This window comes from Streptomyces sp. NPDC006711 (assembly GCF_042869775.1).
In the GTDB taxonomy this organism is placed as follows: domain Bacteria; phylum Actinomycetota; class Actinomycetes; order Streptomycetales; family Streptomycetaceae; genus Streptomyces.
Genome location: NZ_JBIAGO010000003.1, coordinates 541,754 through 555,681, shown reverse-complemented (window position 1 = coordinate 555,681; position 13,928 = coordinate 541,754). Strand labels below are relative to the sequence as shown.

Genomic DNA, 13,928 nt, shown 5'->3' with positions numbered 1-13,928 from the left:
ATCATGAGGGCATGTCCGTTGGGGCATGCGCTCCGGAGGGAGGCGATGGCTCTGCGTAGTCACAACGGCCGCACCCTCCACTCTGCCTCACGGGCGTCCCGAAGCGAAGGATTTTTCTTACCCGGTGTCGTCAACACGCCTTGGCAGCAAGGGCATGCGGGTGCAGGCTTGCCCTGCGGGCCTGGCCACGTCAGGCTTCCCCTCCCCGGTGTGGCCGGCTCGCGTCGGCGCGGGCGGCCCGGGCGCGGCACACTGCACCCGGGCGCGGGCCCGCGCCGCTCACGCCGGCCCGCGCCCGGGGGCGCGGCCACTTCGGTCGCTACAGCGTTCCGCCGCCGTCCACGGTCAAGACCGCGCCCGTGACGAAGGAGGCCTCATCGCCGAGGAAGTAGCTCACCGCGTCGGCTATCTCGTTCGGCTCCCCGATGCGTCCCAGCGGCCGGTCGGCCGCCTCCGCGTAGAACTCGCCGACAGGACAGCCCAGTTGACGCGCCTCGCGTTCCAGCATGGGGGTGCGCACGTCTCCCGGCGCCACGCAGTTGGCACGGATGCCGGCCGGCGCGTGGTCGAGCGCCATGGCCTGGGTCAGCATCACCACCCCCGCCTTCGCCGCGCAGTAGGCGGCCGCCCTGCGGCCCGCGCGCAGACCCCAGCCGGAGGCGATGGTGACGATGGCGCCCCCGCCCGCCCGCGTCAGATGGGGGATCGCGGCCCGGCAGGTCAGGAACACCGAGTCCAGGTTGTCCTGGAAGGTGGCGCGCCAGTCGGCGGGCGTCAGTTCCGTGACGTCGCCGCGTCGGATGCTGCCCGCCACCGTGCACAGGCCGTGCAGCGCGCCGAAGCGCCCGACGACGGAGTCGAGCAGCACCTCGACGTCCTTGGGCCGCGACAGATCGCAGCCGAACGGCTCGGCCCTGCCGCCGGCCGACCGCACCTCCAGGGCGACCTCGCGGGCGGCCTCCACCTCACGGTCGGCCACCGCCAGCGCGGTGCGGTGGTCGGCGAGGCGCCGGCAGACGGCGGCGCCGATGCCGCCGGCGCCGCCGGTGACGAGCACGACACGGTCGGCCTCCGAAGCCGCCCCCTCCCGCGCCCCGTTCACCGCGCGCTCCTTTCGGCCGTGGCGCCGAGCACCAGGGCGAGCAGCGCCTTCTGCGCGTGCAGGCGGTTCTCGGCCTGCTCCAGGATCAGCGAGCGCGGCCCGTCCTTGACCTCGGCGTCCATCTCCTCACCGCGATTGCTCGGCATGCAGTCGAGGAACGGGGCCCCGGGCGCGGCCAGGGCCATCAGCGGCTCGGTGACCCGCCAGCGGTCGGCGAGCCTGGTCCTGGCCTGCCACTCGTCCTGGCCGGTCAGCTGGAGCGACTTCCAGCTCTGTACGTACACGGCGTCCGCGCCCCGCACCGCCTCCTCCATGTCGTCGCAGAAGTCCAGCCGTGCCCCGGAGGCGGCGGCCAGCGCGTGGGCCTCCTTGACGTACCGCTCGTCGAGGTCGAAGCCGGGCGGATGGGCGAACGTGACGTGGTGGCCGAGCAGCGCGGCGGCGAGCAGTGAGGAGTGCAGGACGCCGGGGGTCTTCTGGCGCGAGGAGTAGGCCCAGGTGTAGACGACGCGGCGCTCGGGCAGTTGCGCGCCGAACCGCTCGCGCAGCGTCAGCAGATCGGCGAGCACCTGACAGGGGTGCTCCTCGTCGTCCAGGGCGTTGATGACCGGGATGGAGGCGTGCTCGGTCATGGTGCGCAGCCTGCGGTGTCCCGCGCCGTAGTCGGCCATGTCGTACCAGCGCACCACCAGGGCGCTCAGATAGCGGCTGAGGACTGCGGCGGTGTCCTCGACGGTCTCGTTGTTGGCCAGGCGCAGTTCGTCGGGGCCGTAGGTGTAGCTGCGTCCGCCCAGTTGGGCGGCGGCCACCTGGAAGGAGACCCGGGTCCTGGTGGACGGGACGTGGAAGAGGAGCCCGACGTCGCTTCCGGTGAGATAGGGATGGGTGTCCTCGCCGCGCTTCATGCGTGCGGCGAGGGCGAGCAGGTCGTGCAGCTCGGCGGCGGAGAAGTCGGTCATTCCCAATATGTGGCGGCCTAACACGGCGTCACCTCTCTCATGGGTCGTGCCGCGGATGGTGGTGGTGTGGCGTGGTGCGGTCGGGGTCGTGTGCGGGGGTGCTCGCGCTGCCCGGGCCGGGCGCGGTGGCCGGGCGAGGCCGCTCGCGCTCCCGGCCGGCCCGCTCCGGCCCGCCCTGCTCCCCGCCGGCCCGTTCCCGCTGCGCCCGCCCCTTCCTGGCGCGCCACGACTCGATGAGCGCCGCGGCGGCGAACATGGCCGCCGCGTATCCCACGCTGACGCCCATGAAGGGCAGCATCAGCACCGTCACGGCCGTGACCAGGTAGTTCGTCCAGCGCATCGGCCCGGTCCGCACGAGGCGTACGGCGGAGAGGAAGGCGAGCAGGAAGACCAGGAGGTAGGCGGCGGAGGACGCCTTGATGAGCACCGACTCGTTGGAGTCGGTGGCCACCAGGAGGCCGAGGGTGAGGCTGTAGCCGGGCACCAGGGCGAGCACGGCGCGGGCCGGGGCGCCGGTGCGGGGCGAGATCCGGCTCAGAGCGCGCGGGACGATGCCCTCGCGGGCCAGCGCGAAGACGACCCGCGACGTACCGAAACACCAGGCGTTCGTGGTGAGCACCAGCAGGACGGCCGCCACCAGATACCCGGCGGTGGCGTGGCCGGCACCCGTGGCGGCCCTCAACAGCTCGGTGAATCCGGCGAGTTGACCCGCGCCGCCGCGCTCGCCCGGCAGCGTGAGCGCCACGGTGAGGGCCATGACGAAGTAGAGGACCCCCACCGCGCAGACGGCGTACAGGATGCCCCGGGGAAAGGTACGGGCCGGATCGCGCACCTCCTCCGCGATGGGCGCCGCGTTCTCCCACCCGATGAAGCCGAAGAAGCAGATCAGCAGGCAGTCGCCGAGGGCGGACCAGCCGTGCGGCGCGAGGGGGGTGAGATGGGCCGTGCTGCCCCGGGGCAGCGCCAGGACGATGACGGCGCACAGCAGCGCCGTGACGACGACCAGCACGGCGAGCTGGACCCGTCCGCTGACCTTGACGCCGAGCAGGTTCAGCGCGACGCAGGCGAGGATGACCGCCGCGCCGGCCGCCAGCGAGGCCCGGTTGGAGGCGCCCGGCGCGAGCGCGGCCAGGAGGTAGCGTCCCGCGATCAGGCCGAGGACCGGGTTGGCCGCGAGCAGCGTCATCAGCAGATAGAGCGCGGCGACGCGGCCCGCCCGTCGGCCGAAGGCGACCTCGACGAACCGCGCGATTCCCTTGCTCGTGGGGTGCAGCGTCGACAGCTTCGCGAAGACGAGCGCGAACGGGTAGCTGTAGACGATCAGGATGGCCCAGGCCAGCAGCGACAGGGGCCCCGCCGTGGTCCACGCGAGGACCGGGATGACCAGGAGCCCCACGCCCAGGACGGAGGTCAGATAGTGGACGACGAGCCCGGGGACTCCGATGTGCCGCCGCAGGACGTTCGCCGCCACTGGGAACTCTCCTGTCCGGTTCCGGGGGAGGGCGTGTCCCGGGTCTGCTCCGGATCCGCCCACAGGGCGTCCATGGTCTCGTGGGACAGGGGCTTGACCAGATCACGGCGCGCGGCGTACCCCATGTTCACAATGAGCCGCCTGCCGCCGGTGACCGGGTACACGCGGTGCAGGGTCGTGTCGGAGCGCAGGAAATACAGGTCACCGGGGCGGAGTTCGGCCGAATGAATGGGCCGTGACACGAAGCTGCGGTGCAGCTGCGGATTTTCCTTGTCCCACTCCGTGCGCGGTACGCACTGAATGAAACCGCCCTGTTCCAGCGGTGGGCAGTCGATCACCCAGACAAGGGCGAAGCTGTAGTCGTCCCAATGCCAGCCGTGGGTGTCGCCGGACCGGGTGAGTTCGGTAATGACGAATTGCTCGGGAGCGTAAGGGCATTCGAGCACGTCCTCGCCCGCGATGACGGACAGCGCTTCCCTGAGGCCGGCGGAGCGGTACACGCCGGGCAGGATCCGGCCGTGCTCGGCTATCTCGGCGCGGCGCACGTTGTGCATCCGCCGGGGTGTGCCACCGGTCTCGGCGAACCTCTCGTCCCGCCGCACCGCGTGCCCGCCGATCAGGGCCTCCGTCTCCTCGGCGACGAGTTTCTTGACGTCGTGCGGCGCCAGAAAGCCCGCCTTCACGAAGCCCTGGGTGAGGAAGGCGGGCCGGGCCCGTTGCAGGCGCAGAGGGGAGACCTCGTGGACGAGATGGTGCTCCAGGGCGCCGACGACGCTGTCGGTGCGTGCGCTTTCTTCGATCATGACAAATCCGTTCCCCGATCTTCCCGGCACGGCCGCCGTCAAGGCCCGGGCCACGGGCTCGCACGGTCCGGGAGGCTTTGGTCATTCACCAGTGAACAGTGCGCCACCCGCGAGTCGCGGCGGGGAGGAACAATTCACGCCACCGCCCGATGGCTTGGATGTCTCCCTTTTTCCGCGACGTTTCTACGGCGAGGAAAAGATCGACGGCCGATCGCGTTGACATTCTTCTCTGTTCTGTCGCGAAAATCCGCACGGGCCAGGGGAATTGAGTCTCCCGCGCCCGCCGGGTCCCTACCATGAGCCCCGGCCCGGCCCCCTCCGGCGCCCGCCCGTTCTGGACCCCGGGAGCGCGCGGGGTCCCGGCCGCCCCCGTCGCCGCGTACTTGGCGCACTGTGGCCACTCGGCCGCCCGTCGCGGCCGGATGGGAGATGAGATCCACGTCCGCAACGGTAGTGCGGGGCGGGCAGGGCGAACAGGCGTCACCGGGGCGCGCGGGGGCGCGCCGGTCCGTCCGGGCCGGTCGCGGCCCGGACGGGAGCGCATGCCGGGGGTCAGTTCCAGGGGGCGTTCAAGGGCCGCCCCGGTACCGGCTTGGCGATGAGCGCCACGGGAATGAAGAAGTTGACCTGACCGATCGCGAACATCAACGTGGCGAGCGCCTTGGGCTCGTAGTGGCGGGAGGCCTCGGCGTACAGCGCGTCCGTGACCCGCTCGCCCTCCCCGGCCGGCTGGAGCACGGCCTCCACGAGCGCGAGGGCGGCCCGCTCCGCGCCGGTGAAGTACGGCGAGTCCTGCCAGGTCGCCACCGAGGTGATCCGCTCGTCCGACTCCCCGGCCTTGCGCAGGAAGCCCGTGTGCAGAACGGCCAGATAGGTGCTGGCGACGATCTGCCCGGCCCGCAGCTGGACCAGGCTGATCGTGGTGCGGGGCACGGAGCCGTTGCCGGTGGCCTTGAACAGCGCCGCCGACACCTCCGCCAGCTCGGGCACCAGCCGTGCGGGGTCGTCGGACATGCGCGGGGCCATCGGGGTCCCGGTGGTGATCGAGTGCGTTCGCGTGGTCATGGCCTTCTCCTCAGTGCTGTTCGTGTTGCCTTCCCTGCCCTGACACCGCGCCGGCGACCGATGTGACAGCGCGGCGGAAAGTTCTCCACGCGACGCCCCGATGGCCGAGCAGGTACCAACTAGGTACCATCGCTTTCATGCCGTCTTTGAACATCACCTTCACCGAAGAGGAACTGGAAGCGGTGCGTGCCGCCGCGGCCGCCGAGGGCAAGTCCCTCAAGCAGTACGTCCACGACCTGCCGCTGCGTGAACAGCAGCGCATCCAGTTCGTCCGCTACGCGCTGTCCTGGGGTGAGCGCCAGCGCGCCGAGTTCGACGAGGCGTTTCCCGACGAGGCGCCACCCGCCGCCCGCGACCAGGGGGCGGATGCCGCCTGATGGCTCTCTACATCGACGTCCCCTGGCTGCTCGACGTGCAGGAGCAGGCCGTCCCCGAAGACGTGAGCGTCGCCGACTACTCCGCGCTCGTCGCCGCCGTCGCCCGCCACAGGACCCGCATCCCGCGCCCCGCCACCGCCGACCCCGAGCCTTCCTGGCGCGCGGCGGCGCTGCTGCACACCCTGGTGCGCCTCCAGCCGCTGCCGCACCGCAACAGCCTGTACGCCTGCCAGGTCACGGCCGCGTACATGTACGCGTCGGGCGAGGGCATCGACCCGCCGTACGGCGCCATGGTCGACCTCGTACGCGACATCCAGGAAGGCAAGGTCAGCGTGTACCAGGCCGCCGAGCGCATCCGCGCCTGGCGCATCTGACCGCCCGACGTACGCTCCTGCCATGAGCGGTGAGATGGGTTTGCGGGAGCGCAAGAGGCAGCAGACGTACCAGTCCGTGTCGGACACGGCGGTCGCGCTGTTCCTCGAGCGGGGCTTCGACGGAGTGTCGGTCGCGGAGGTCGCGGCGGCCGCCGGGATCTCCAAGCCGACCCTGTTCCGGTACTTCCCGGCCAAGGAGGACCTGGTCCTGTACCGGTTCGCGGACCACGAGGACGAGGCGGCGCGCGTGGTGGCGGCCGGCCGCGCCGAAGGGCTCGCGCCGCTCGGCGCCCTGCACGCCCACTTCCGCCGGGGTCTTGAGCGCCGTGACCCGGTGACCGGCCTGAGCGACAACCCGCATGTGCTCGCCTACCACGGCCTGCTGTACGGCACCCCGAGCCTGGTGGCCCGGCTGTACGGCTACCAGGACCGGTCGGAGCGGGCGCTGGCCGCCGAACTGGGCGACGGGCTCGGCGCGCGTCTCGCGGCCGGCCAGATCGCCGCGACCCAGCGGATCCTCGCGATGGAGAACTGGAGCCGGATCGCGGCGGGTGAGAGCGCCGACGCGCTGTACCCGCAGGCGGCCGACGCGGCGGACCGGGCGTTCGCGCAGCTGAGGGAGGGTCTTGGCGCCCAGTACGGCGAGCCGCGCCGCTGAGCCGGTTCGCGCGGGGCGGGGCCGGCGGCGGTGCCGGGCGCGGCTGCCGGGCCCGGCAGCGGGGCGACCCGCTGATCGTTACCGAGTTAAATATGTGACCGAGTTGCTGTACTCTGGTCGGCATGACGTCACTCGACCGGGAACTCGATCGGGAACTCGACCAGGAGCGGGCCCACCACGCCACCTGCCGAGCGGCCCTCGCCGCCATGACCGAGGGTGCCGGGCACCGGGTCGTGATCGGCGAGAACGCCTTCGCGTCCGGCGCCGACGCCGAAGTCCTCGGATATCAACTCCGCAGCTGGGCCAAGGAGTTGGCGGAGATGCCGCAGGGGCCGCTGTTCTTCGGGCGGCTCGACTTCGACGCGTCGGCCGACGCCGGTCACGCCGGCCAGAGCTACCACATCGGCCGGCGCCGCATCAGCGAACACCCCTCGGCCCCGCCCCTCGTCGTCGACTGGCGCGCCCCCGTGTCGCGCCGCTTCTACCAGGCCGGCGCCCGCGACCCCCAGGGCGTCGCGGTCCGCCGCCGCTTCGGCTGGGCGCAGGGGAGCCGGGGCGCCGCCGAGGACCTGACAAGCCTGGAGGACGAACACCTGACGGCGGGCGAGACGAGCGGGCCGGGCGCGATCCTCACCGGCGAGATCGAGCGCCCCCGCGTAGGCCCCATGCGCGACATCGCGGCGACCATCCAGCCCGACCAGGACGACCTCGTACGGTGCGAACTCGCCAGGTCCGTATGTGTCCAGGGCGCCCCGGGCACCGGCAAGACCGCCGTCGGCCTGCACCGTGCGGCCTACCTGCTCTACACCTACCCCCAGCGCGTCCAGCGCCGGGGCCTGCTGGTGCTCGGCCCCAACCGCACCTTCCTCGGCTACGTCTGCGAAGTCCTGCCCGCGCTCGGCGAGAACGACATCCGTCAGTCCACCGTGGAGGACGAGATCGTCCGCGAGACGCGCGGCCGTGAGGTGCGCGCCGTCGACGAGGCGCGCGCGGCGCTCGTCAAACACGACGTGCGCATGGCGGACGTGCTCCGGCGCGCGTTGTACGGGCGGATCGCGCCACCGGTCAACTCCCTTGCCCTGCGCGAGGGTTCGAGCACCTGGCGGGTGCCGCGACACGAGCTCGCCGCGATCGTCGATGCGGTACGGGCCGAGGCGCCGCCCTACGCCGTCGGGCGCGAGCGGGTGCGCAGCCGCGCCGTCCGGGCCATCCAGCTCCAGGCGGAGCGGCGGTCCGGGCCCATGAACAACACCTGGCTCCAGAAGATCACCCGGGCTCGTCCGGTGACGGAGTACGTGGACACGGTGTGGCCCCGGGTGAAGCCCGAGGAAGTGCTGGCCCACCTGTTCACCGACCCCGACGCGCTGGCCGCGGCCGCCGGCAGGCTGCTCGATCCCGTCGAGCAGAAGGCGCTGCTGTGGGCGAAGCCGCCGAGGTCGTGGAAGTCCGCGAAGTGGTCGGCGGCCGATCTCGTGCTGCTGGACGAGGTGTCGGGCCTCATCGAACACCCGGAGCAGTACGGACACATCGTCGTGGACGAAGCGCAGGACCTGTCGCCGATGCAGTGCCGGGCGATCGCGCGCCGCGCGGCGTTCGGCTCGCTCACCGTGCTCGGCGATCTGGCCCAGGGCACCACCGCCTGGGCGGCGCGCGACTGGCCGGGACAGCTGGCCCACCTGGGCAAGCCGGACGCCGCCGTGGTCCCGCTGACGACGGGATTTCGCGTGCCGGCCGCGCTCGTGGAGCTGGCCAACCGGCTGCTCCCCGCCCTCGACGTGGACGTACCGGCGGGCCGGTCCCTGCGCCGGGACGGCCGGCTGGGTCATCGGCGGGTGGGGCCGCAGGAGCTGGCGGCGGCCGTCGTGGACGCGGTGCGGGCGGCGCTGGGCCGGCAGGGGTCGGTGGGTGTCATCGCGGCCGACCACGAGGTGCCCGCCCTGAGGGAGGCCGTCGCGGCGGCGGGCCTCGACGCTTCGGCCGGGGCACGGGTCACGCTGCTGCCCGCGACGCTGGCCAAGGGGCTGGAGTACGACCATGTCGTGGCCGTGGAGCCGGCCGCGATCGCGGCGTCCGAGGAACGCGGTCTGCACCGGCTGTACGTGGTCCTGACGCGCGCGGTCTCGGGCCTCGAGATCGTCCACAGCAGGCCGCTGCCCGCGCAGTTGGGAGAGCTCGCCTGAGCACGCGGGCCCGCATGCCCGCGCCGGGCGAGGCGGGCCCGGACGTCAGCCGGCGGGGGCGCGGCCGTGCGCCTCGACCAGCGGGCCTTCGCGGGGGCCCGGCTCGTCGGGACGGCTCGTGCGCATGCGGGCGTAGGCATAGACGCAGCCCGCGAGCGCCAGGTCGGACAGGAGCATGAAGCCGATCGAGTACGAGCCCTTGGCGCTGTAGATCGCCCCCATGACCAGCGGCGGCACGAAGCCGCCGAGGCCGCCCGTGGCCCCGACGATGCCGGTGACGCTGCCCACCTGTGGCTGCGGTGTCACCTGCGAGACGAGGGCGAAGACGCTGCCGCTCGCCGTTCCCAGACTGGCGCCCATGAGCAGCAGAGCCGTGGTGCCGCCGGGGTAAAGCGGGGGGTCGAAGGCCTGCACGATCGCGAGCAGGGCCACGCCGCCGAGCGCGGCCGAGGTGACCACGGCCGGGTGGATCCGGTCCGACAGCCAGCCGCCGACCGGGCGGAAGACGACCGTGGCCAGCGCGAACCCGGCCGCCTTCGTGCCCGCGTCGGTCGGTGAGAGGGCGTACCAGCTCTTGAGGTAGGTCGGCAGATACACGCCGAACGCGACGATCCCGCCGAACCCGATCGCGTACAGCGCGGACAGCTCCCACGTCACCCGCAGCCGCCCCGCCCGCCCGAGCCGGGCCCCCAGCGTCGCCGTGGGGACGGGCCGGCCGGGGCGGTCGGTGATCAGCAGCGCCGCGAGGACGGCGTACCCGGCGAGGGCGATCGCCACCACGAGGAACGGCACGTGATAGCCGTGCTTCGCGATGCGGGGCGTGAGGTATCCCGAGAGCGCCACGCCGCCCATGCCCATGCCGAACACGCCGAGCGCGAACCCTCTTTTGTGCGGCGGGAACCAGGAGTTGACCAGGGGGATGCCGATGGCGAAGGTCGTGCCGCCGAGCCCCAGCAGGAACCCGACCACCAGCATCAGGCCGTAGCTGTCACGCGCCGGGATCAACAGGAGCACGGGCACGATGGTCAGGGCGGACATCAGCGGGAACATCAGTCTGGCGCCGTAGCGGTCGGTGAGCGCGCCCACCGGAATCCGCCCCAGCGACCCGACGAGCACCGGGACCGCGACGAGCAACGACTCCTGGAACGAACTGAGACCCAGCCGGTCCTTGTAGTCACCGGCCAGCGGAGCGACCAGGTCCCACGCCCAGAAGGTGAGCGTGAACCCGACCGTGGCCGTCACCAGATTCCGGTACGCGGCGGCGGAGGGCTTCGAGGTGTCCACGTCCTCAAGTCAAGGCCTCCCGACCTGCGGGGGCCCGCCGGGCTGACCCGTACGGGGTAGCCCGGCGGGCCCCGGCAGGTCAGACCCCGGGCGGGGCCGCGCGGTGGATCAGCCCTCCGTCCAGCTGTGCTTCTTCGCGAACTGGACCAGCGCGGCGCGGGCCTGAAGGATCTGCTCGCCCGTCAGCGAGGGCGCCGACGACAGCAGGACCTCGGTGACCTCGCGCAGGAATTCGTCCGCGCTGAGCACATCGCAGAGGGAGTCGTCGTACGGCGCCGACGGCTTGTCCTGCGCCCCGGGGGCGAGACGGACGGAGGAGGCCTTCGGCCCGCGCTCCCCGGTTTCGACGTCGAACTCCACCTCGACGCCCGGCCGTACCAGCTCCTCGGCCACCTGCATGTCGTTCACGTGCAGGAACACATCGTCCCCGCCGCCCTCAGGGGCGATGAATCCAAAACCCCGCACACTGTCGAAGTGCACCACACGACCAACAGCCATGACATCTCCCAGCGGAACCGGGCCCATCGCCCACGCGGACCCCTTGCCCGCCCATTCCGCTGGAGAGCGTATCGGTGACCACGCCGTCCGGGCGAGGCCCCCTCATGAACAGGCCCGCCCCGGACGCGATCACCGGCCCGGGCGGTCATCCCGCCCCGATCCGCTCGTCCTTCGTGGGCGCCGGCGCCGGCGCCGTCCTTCGGCGGCGGTCGATCAGCGACAGGAGCGGGCCGGTCATCGAGGTCGTCACCACCGCCGTCACAAGGAGCGCCAGATACAGGCCCGAGGTGAGCACCCCCGCGCTGTAGCCGACCTGGAGCAGGACGATCTCGGTCAGGCCCCGGGTGTTGAGCATGACGCCGACACGAAGTGCCTCGGCGCGCTCCTCACCGCCCAGGCGGCCCGACACATAACCGCCGCCGATCTTGGAGAGCACCGCGAGCGCCGTCGCCACCAGCGCGAGCAGCCACGGTATGCCGCCCGAAGCCCTCCATATCGTCAGCCCGGTGGCGATGAAGAAGACCGGCACCAGCCACAGGCCCAGCGTGGAGACGCGGCGCACCGGCGCGTCCCAGTGCGGCGAGGTGGGCGGGATCATCAGCCCGACCACGAACGCCCCGAAGATCGCGGTGAGCCCTTCGGACTCCGCCACGTCCGCCGCCTGGAGCACCCCCACGCCGAGGACGACCGCCACCGCCCAGGGCCACCGCGCACACAGCCGCTCGGCCCGCGCCGACTTCAGCAGTCGTCGGCCCAGGGTGGCCGCGAGCGTTCCGGCAACCAGGACCACCACCGCGCTCACCACACCGCCCGAGCCGGGCGTGGCGACGGCGACCACCACGGCCAGCAGCAGCCAGGCGACGGCGTCCACGAGCGCGGCCGACGTGAGTGAGAGCCGCCCGGCGCGCGTGGTGGTCAGGTTCCGGTCGGCGAGGATCCGGGCGAGCACCGGCACCGCGGAGACCGCGAGGGAGAGCGCGATGAGCAGCACGAAGGCCCCGGCGGGCGCGGTGCCGCGCAACGAGGGCGGCCCGTACCGGACGAGCCAGCCGCCGAGTGCCGCGCCCGCCACGAGTGAGGGCACCAGGGTGCCGAGCACCGTCCAGCCGATGGCCCGGTCCCGCAACCGGGCCGCGTCCAGGCGCAGTTCGTGGGCCACGCCCACGAGGAACAGCACAAGACCGGCGTGGCCGAGGTCGCGCAGCAACGCCAGCACGTCGTCCGGCAACAGGACCGACCGCGCGCCCGGCCCGGCCAGGCCGAGGATCGCGGGACCGAGCAGCATGCCGAAGGCGATCTCGCCGACGACACCGGGCTGCCCGATCCGGCGGGCGAGGCCGCGCCCCAGGAATCCCACGGCCAGGAAGACCCCGAGCGCGGCGGTCGCGTGCGCGGCCACGGCGGGCGTCACCGGGTCGGCGCTTGCTCGTCCGCTTCGCGCGCCGTGAGGAAGCCGACGACCCGGCCCACCACGGCCTCGTCGCGCAGCACCTTGGTGTGGCCGAGGTCTCGTACCCGCATCAGCTCCGCCCGGCCCCACGCCGCCACCAGCGCCTCGCTGTCGGTGATCGGCGACTCCGGGTCGTTCTCGTCGTGGACCACGAGCAGGCCGCTGGTGAACTCCCGTGCCGCAAGCGCCGGTTCGATGGCGTCGAAGGAGACGCCCAGCCAGTCCTCGGCGCGCGAGCGGACCAGCCCGATGGCCTCGGGCGTCACCCGCATCACCTCTCCCGAGCGCCGCCACAGACTGGTGTAGCTGCTGACGGGGTTCACGAACACCGCCTGCTCCAGCGCGACGCCGCGTGACATCGCGTACGTAGTGGCGGCGGCGCCCATCGAGTGGGCGACGACGGCGTGGAAGGGGCCGAACCGCTCATGGGCCGCCTCGACGGCCCGCGCGAAGTGGATGACCGAGGACTCCGTCCCCTCCGACTCGCCGTGGCCGGGCAGATCGGCCACGACCACCGCGCAGCCCGCCCGGGCCAGCGCGTCCGCGAGCACCGTCAGATGTCCCGCGTTGCCGGCCCAGCCGTGGACCAGCAGGATCCGCCGCTCGCCCTCGCCCCAGAGGTAGTGGACCACCTTGTCGCCGTCGACGACCTCGATCTCCTTGGCGGCCTGTTCCAGGATCGGCCGGGTGGCGTTCGGAGGCTGCGTCCGCATCGGCGTGAAGGCCAGCCGGCGCAGCTTCTCCGTGGTGTCGGTGTCCATTGGATCGCCCCTTACTTTCTTTCTCCGGATGCTTGCGCCAAGACTCGTGCCGCGAGCCGGGTGCGCGTCAAGACGGTGTTGCTCACAACGGCGGCCGCTCAGGGCCCAGTCGCGTCCAGGCCCCGCAGATACGCCCCAACGGTCTCGCGGAGCTCTGGCGTCTCCATGATGTCGAAGTGGCCTGCCCCTTCGAGGAGTTCGAGGGTGGAGCCCCGCCAGTGCGCGTGCAGCCGGTGCGCGTGGTCCGGCGGCACGTAGTCGTCGGCCGTGCCGTGCACGACGAGCCCGGGCACGTCGAGCGTCCGGGCCGCTTCGAGGGCCGAGTACTCCTGCCACACCGCAGGGCCGAGCCGCCGCTCGATCTCCCCGGTCAGTTCCCGGCTCCGGTCGTCGTCGAGACCGTTCATCTCGGCGAACTTCTCGACCAGGAACCGGGTGGTGACCGGGGCGGAGACCGACACCAGGGCCCGGGCGGGGGTGCCGGCCTGCCACGCCGTCAGGGCCCACAGGCCGCCCAGGGAGTGACAGACCACCGCGTACAGACCGGTCAGCTGGGCGTACAGGGCGCGCAGCAAGGACCGTATCTCGGCGGGATCGCCCGCGGTGCCGAGTGTTTCGCCGTGCGGCGGCACATCGAGGAGCACCACGCGGTAGCCCTGCGCGAGGAGGTCGTCGGCGAGGGTCACCATGCTGCCCAGATTGGTGTTCAGGCCGTGGACGAGCAGCACGGCAGGGCCGCTGCCGCTCTGGAAGTACTTGTAGAACCGGCCGTCCACCTTGATGGTGCGCGAACGGCACCGGCCGAGGAACGCCTTCGCGAACGGGTCGTGGGGCAGCTTCACGACCGCGTAATAACGCTCCACGAGGTCGTCCACGGATTCGGTCGTGCTCACGGCGCGTTCCTCGATCGGTGTCGGTGGGGATGTCGGTGGGGGAGAGGGGCAAC

General features: G+C 72.3%; 14 protein-coding genes. 4 read left to right on the top strand and 10 right to left on the bottom strand.

Annotated features, from left to right (window positions below):
- Window positions 1–319: 319 nt before the first annotated feature.
- The 5 genes from ACFYM2_RS10185 to ACFYM2_RS10165 form a co-directional block, all read right to left on the bottom strand.
- Window positions 320–1,102 (bottom strand): SDR family NAD(P)-dependent oxidoreductase, encoded by a 783-nt coding sequence (locus ACFYM2_RS10185; protein ID WP_388834978.1) that lies wholly within the window; start codon window positions 1,100–1,102, stop codon window positions 320–322.
- Window positions 1,099–2,085 carry an ornithine carbamoyltransferase gene (locus ACFYM2_RS10180; protein WP_388459551.1) on the bottom strand — a complete coding sequence of 329 codons (987 nt, stop codon included), beginning with the start codon at window positions 2,083–2,085 and terminating at the stop codon, window positions 1,099–1,101. The genes ACFYM2_RS10185 and ACFYM2_RS10180 overlap by 4 nt, the downstream gene beginning before the upstream one ends.
- Window positions 2,086–2,098: 13 nt before the next feature.
- The gene (locus ACFYM2_RS10175; protein ID WP_388834975.1) at window positions 2,099–3,532 is read right to left on the bottom strand and encodes an APC family permease; all 1,434 of its coding nucleotides are present in this window, start codon (window positions 3,530–3,532) and stop codon (window positions 2,099–2,101) included.
- Window positions 3,472–4,335: an ArpA protein gene (locus ACFYM2_RS10170; protein WP_388459549.1), complete on the bottom strand. Its 864-nt coding sequence runs from the start codon at window positions 4,333–4,335 to the stop codon at window positions 3,472–3,474. The genes ACFYM2_RS10175 and ACFYM2_RS10170 overlap by 61 nt, the downstream gene beginning before the upstream one ends.
- A gap of 552 nt (window positions 4,336–4,887) precedes the next feature.
- Window positions 4,888–5,400 carry a carboxymuconolactone decarboxylase family protein gene (locus ACFYM2_RS10165; RefSeq protein ID WP_388834972.1) on the bottom strand — a complete coding sequence of 171 codons (513 nt, stop codon included), beginning with the start codon at window positions 5,398–5,400 and terminating at the stop codon, window positions 4,888–4,890.
- A 137-nt stretch (window positions 5,401–5,537) separates the two neighbouring features.
- Here ACFYM2_RS10165 and ACFYM2_RS10160 point away from each other — a divergent pair, with 137 nt between their 5' ends.
- From ACFYM2_RS10160 to ACFYM2_RS10145, 4 genes are all read left to right on the top strand, one after another.
- The gene (locus tag ACFYM2_RS10160; RefSeq protein ID WP_350228819.1) at window positions 5,538–5,777 is read left to right on the top strand and encodes a hypothetical protein; all 240 of its coding nucleotides are present in this window, start codon (window positions 5,538–5,540) and stop codon (window positions 5,775–5,777) included.
- On the top strand, window positions 5,777–6,151 hold the full coding sequence (locus tag ACFYM2_RS10155; RefSeq protein WP_350228818.1) for a toxin Doc: 375 nt from the start codon (window positions 5,777–5,779) through the stop codon (window positions 6,149–6,151). The genes ACFYM2_RS10160 and ACFYM2_RS10155 overlap by 1 nt, the downstream gene beginning before the upstream one ends.
- Window positions 6,152–6,173: 22 nt before the next feature.
- Window positions 6,174–6,809 (top strand): TetR/AcrR family transcriptional regulator, encoded by a 636-nt coding sequence (locus ACFYM2_RS10150; RefSeq protein ID WP_388459548.1) that lies wholly within the window; start codon window positions 6,174–6,176, stop codon window positions 6,807–6,809.
- A gap of 122 nt (window positions 6,810–6,931) precedes the next feature.
- On the top strand, window positions 6,932–8,989 hold the full coding sequence (locus ACFYM2_RS10145; protein ID WP_388834970.1) for a HelD family protein: 2,058 nt from the start codon (window positions 6,932–6,934) through the stop codon (window positions 8,987–8,989).
- Between the two features lie 45 nt (window positions 8,990–9,034).
- Here the strand turns inward: ACFYM2_RS10145 and ACFYM2_RS10140 are convergent, their stop codons facing one another.
- The 5 genes from ACFYM2_RS10140 to ACFYM2_RS10120 all read right to left on the bottom strand — a co-directional run bounded on the left by ACFYM2_RS10140 (window position 9,035) and on the right by ACFYM2_RS10120 (window position 13,875).
- Entirely contained in the window at window positions 9,035–10,273 is a 1,239-nt protein-coding gene (locus ACFYM2_RS10140; protein WP_388834967.1) for a nitrate/nitrite transporter, read from the bottom strand.
- A gap of 108 nt (window positions 10,274–10,381) precedes the next feature.
- Window positions 10,382–10,771, bottom strand: a complete 390-nt coding sequence (locus ACFYM2_RS10135; RefSeq protein ID WP_358999040.1) for a cold shock domain-containing protein — start codon at window positions 10,769–10,771, stop codon at window positions 10,382–10,384.
- A 145-nt stretch (window positions 10,772–10,916) separates the two neighbouring features.
- Window positions 10,917–12,182, bottom strand: a complete 1,266-nt coding sequence (locus ACFYM2_RS10130; protein WP_388834964.1) for a cation:proton antiporter — start codon at window positions 12,180–12,182, stop codon at window positions 10,917–10,919.
- A complete protein-coding gene (locus ACFYM2_RS10125) occupies window positions 12,179–12,982 on the bottom strand; it encodes an alpha/beta hydrolase (protein ID WP_388459544.1) in 804 nt (267 codons plus the stop codon). The genes ACFYM2_RS10130 and ACFYM2_RS10125 overlap by 4 nt, the downstream gene beginning before the upstream one ends.
- Window positions 12,983–13,080: 98 nt before the next feature.
- Window positions 13,081–13,875 carry an alpha/beta fold hydrolase gene (locus ACFYM2_RS10120; RefSeq protein WP_388834961.1) on the bottom strand — a complete coding sequence of 265 codons (795 nt, stop codon included), beginning with the start codon at window positions 13,873–13,875 and terminating at the stop codon, window positions 13,081–13,083.
- Window positions 13,876–13,928: the final 53 nt, after the last annotated feature.

Excerpts from the sequence above, each read along its gene's own strand:
- ACFYM2_RS10170 (WP_388459549.1), bottom strand. The coding sequence starts at position 4,335 with ATGATCGAAGAAAGCGCACGCACCGACAGCGTCGTCGGCGCCCTGGAG.
- ACFYM2_RS10165 (WP_388834972.1), bottom strand. The coding sequence starts at position 5,400 with ATGACCACGCGAACGCACTCGATCACCACCGGGACCCCGATGGCCCCG.
- ACFYM2_RS10160 (WP_350228819.1), top strand. The coding sequence starts at position 5,538 with ATGCCGTCTTTGAACATCACCTTCACCGAAGAGGAACTGGAAGCGGTG.
- ACFYM2_RS10155 (WP_350228818.1), top strand. The coding sequence starts at position 5,777 with ATGGCTCTCTACATCGACGTCCCCTGGCTGCTCGACGTGCAGGAGCAG.
- ACFYM2_RS10150 (WP_388459548.1), top strand. The coding sequence starts at position 6,174 with ATGAGCGGTGAGATGGGTTTGCGGGAGCGCAAGAGGCAGCAGACGTAC.
- ACFYM2_RS10145 (WP_388834970.1), top strand. The coding sequence starts at position 6,932 with ATGACGTCACTCGACCGGGAACTCGATCGGGAACTCGACCAGGAGCGG.
- ACFYM2_RS10135 (WP_358999040.1), bottom strand. The coding sequence starts at position 10,771 with ATGGCTGTTGGTCGTGTGGTGCACTTCGACAGTGTGCGGGGTTTTGGA.
- ACFYM2_RS10125 (WP_388459544.1), bottom strand. The coding sequence starts at position 12,982 with ATGGACACCGACACCACGGAGAAGCTGCGCCGGCTGGCCTTCACGCCG.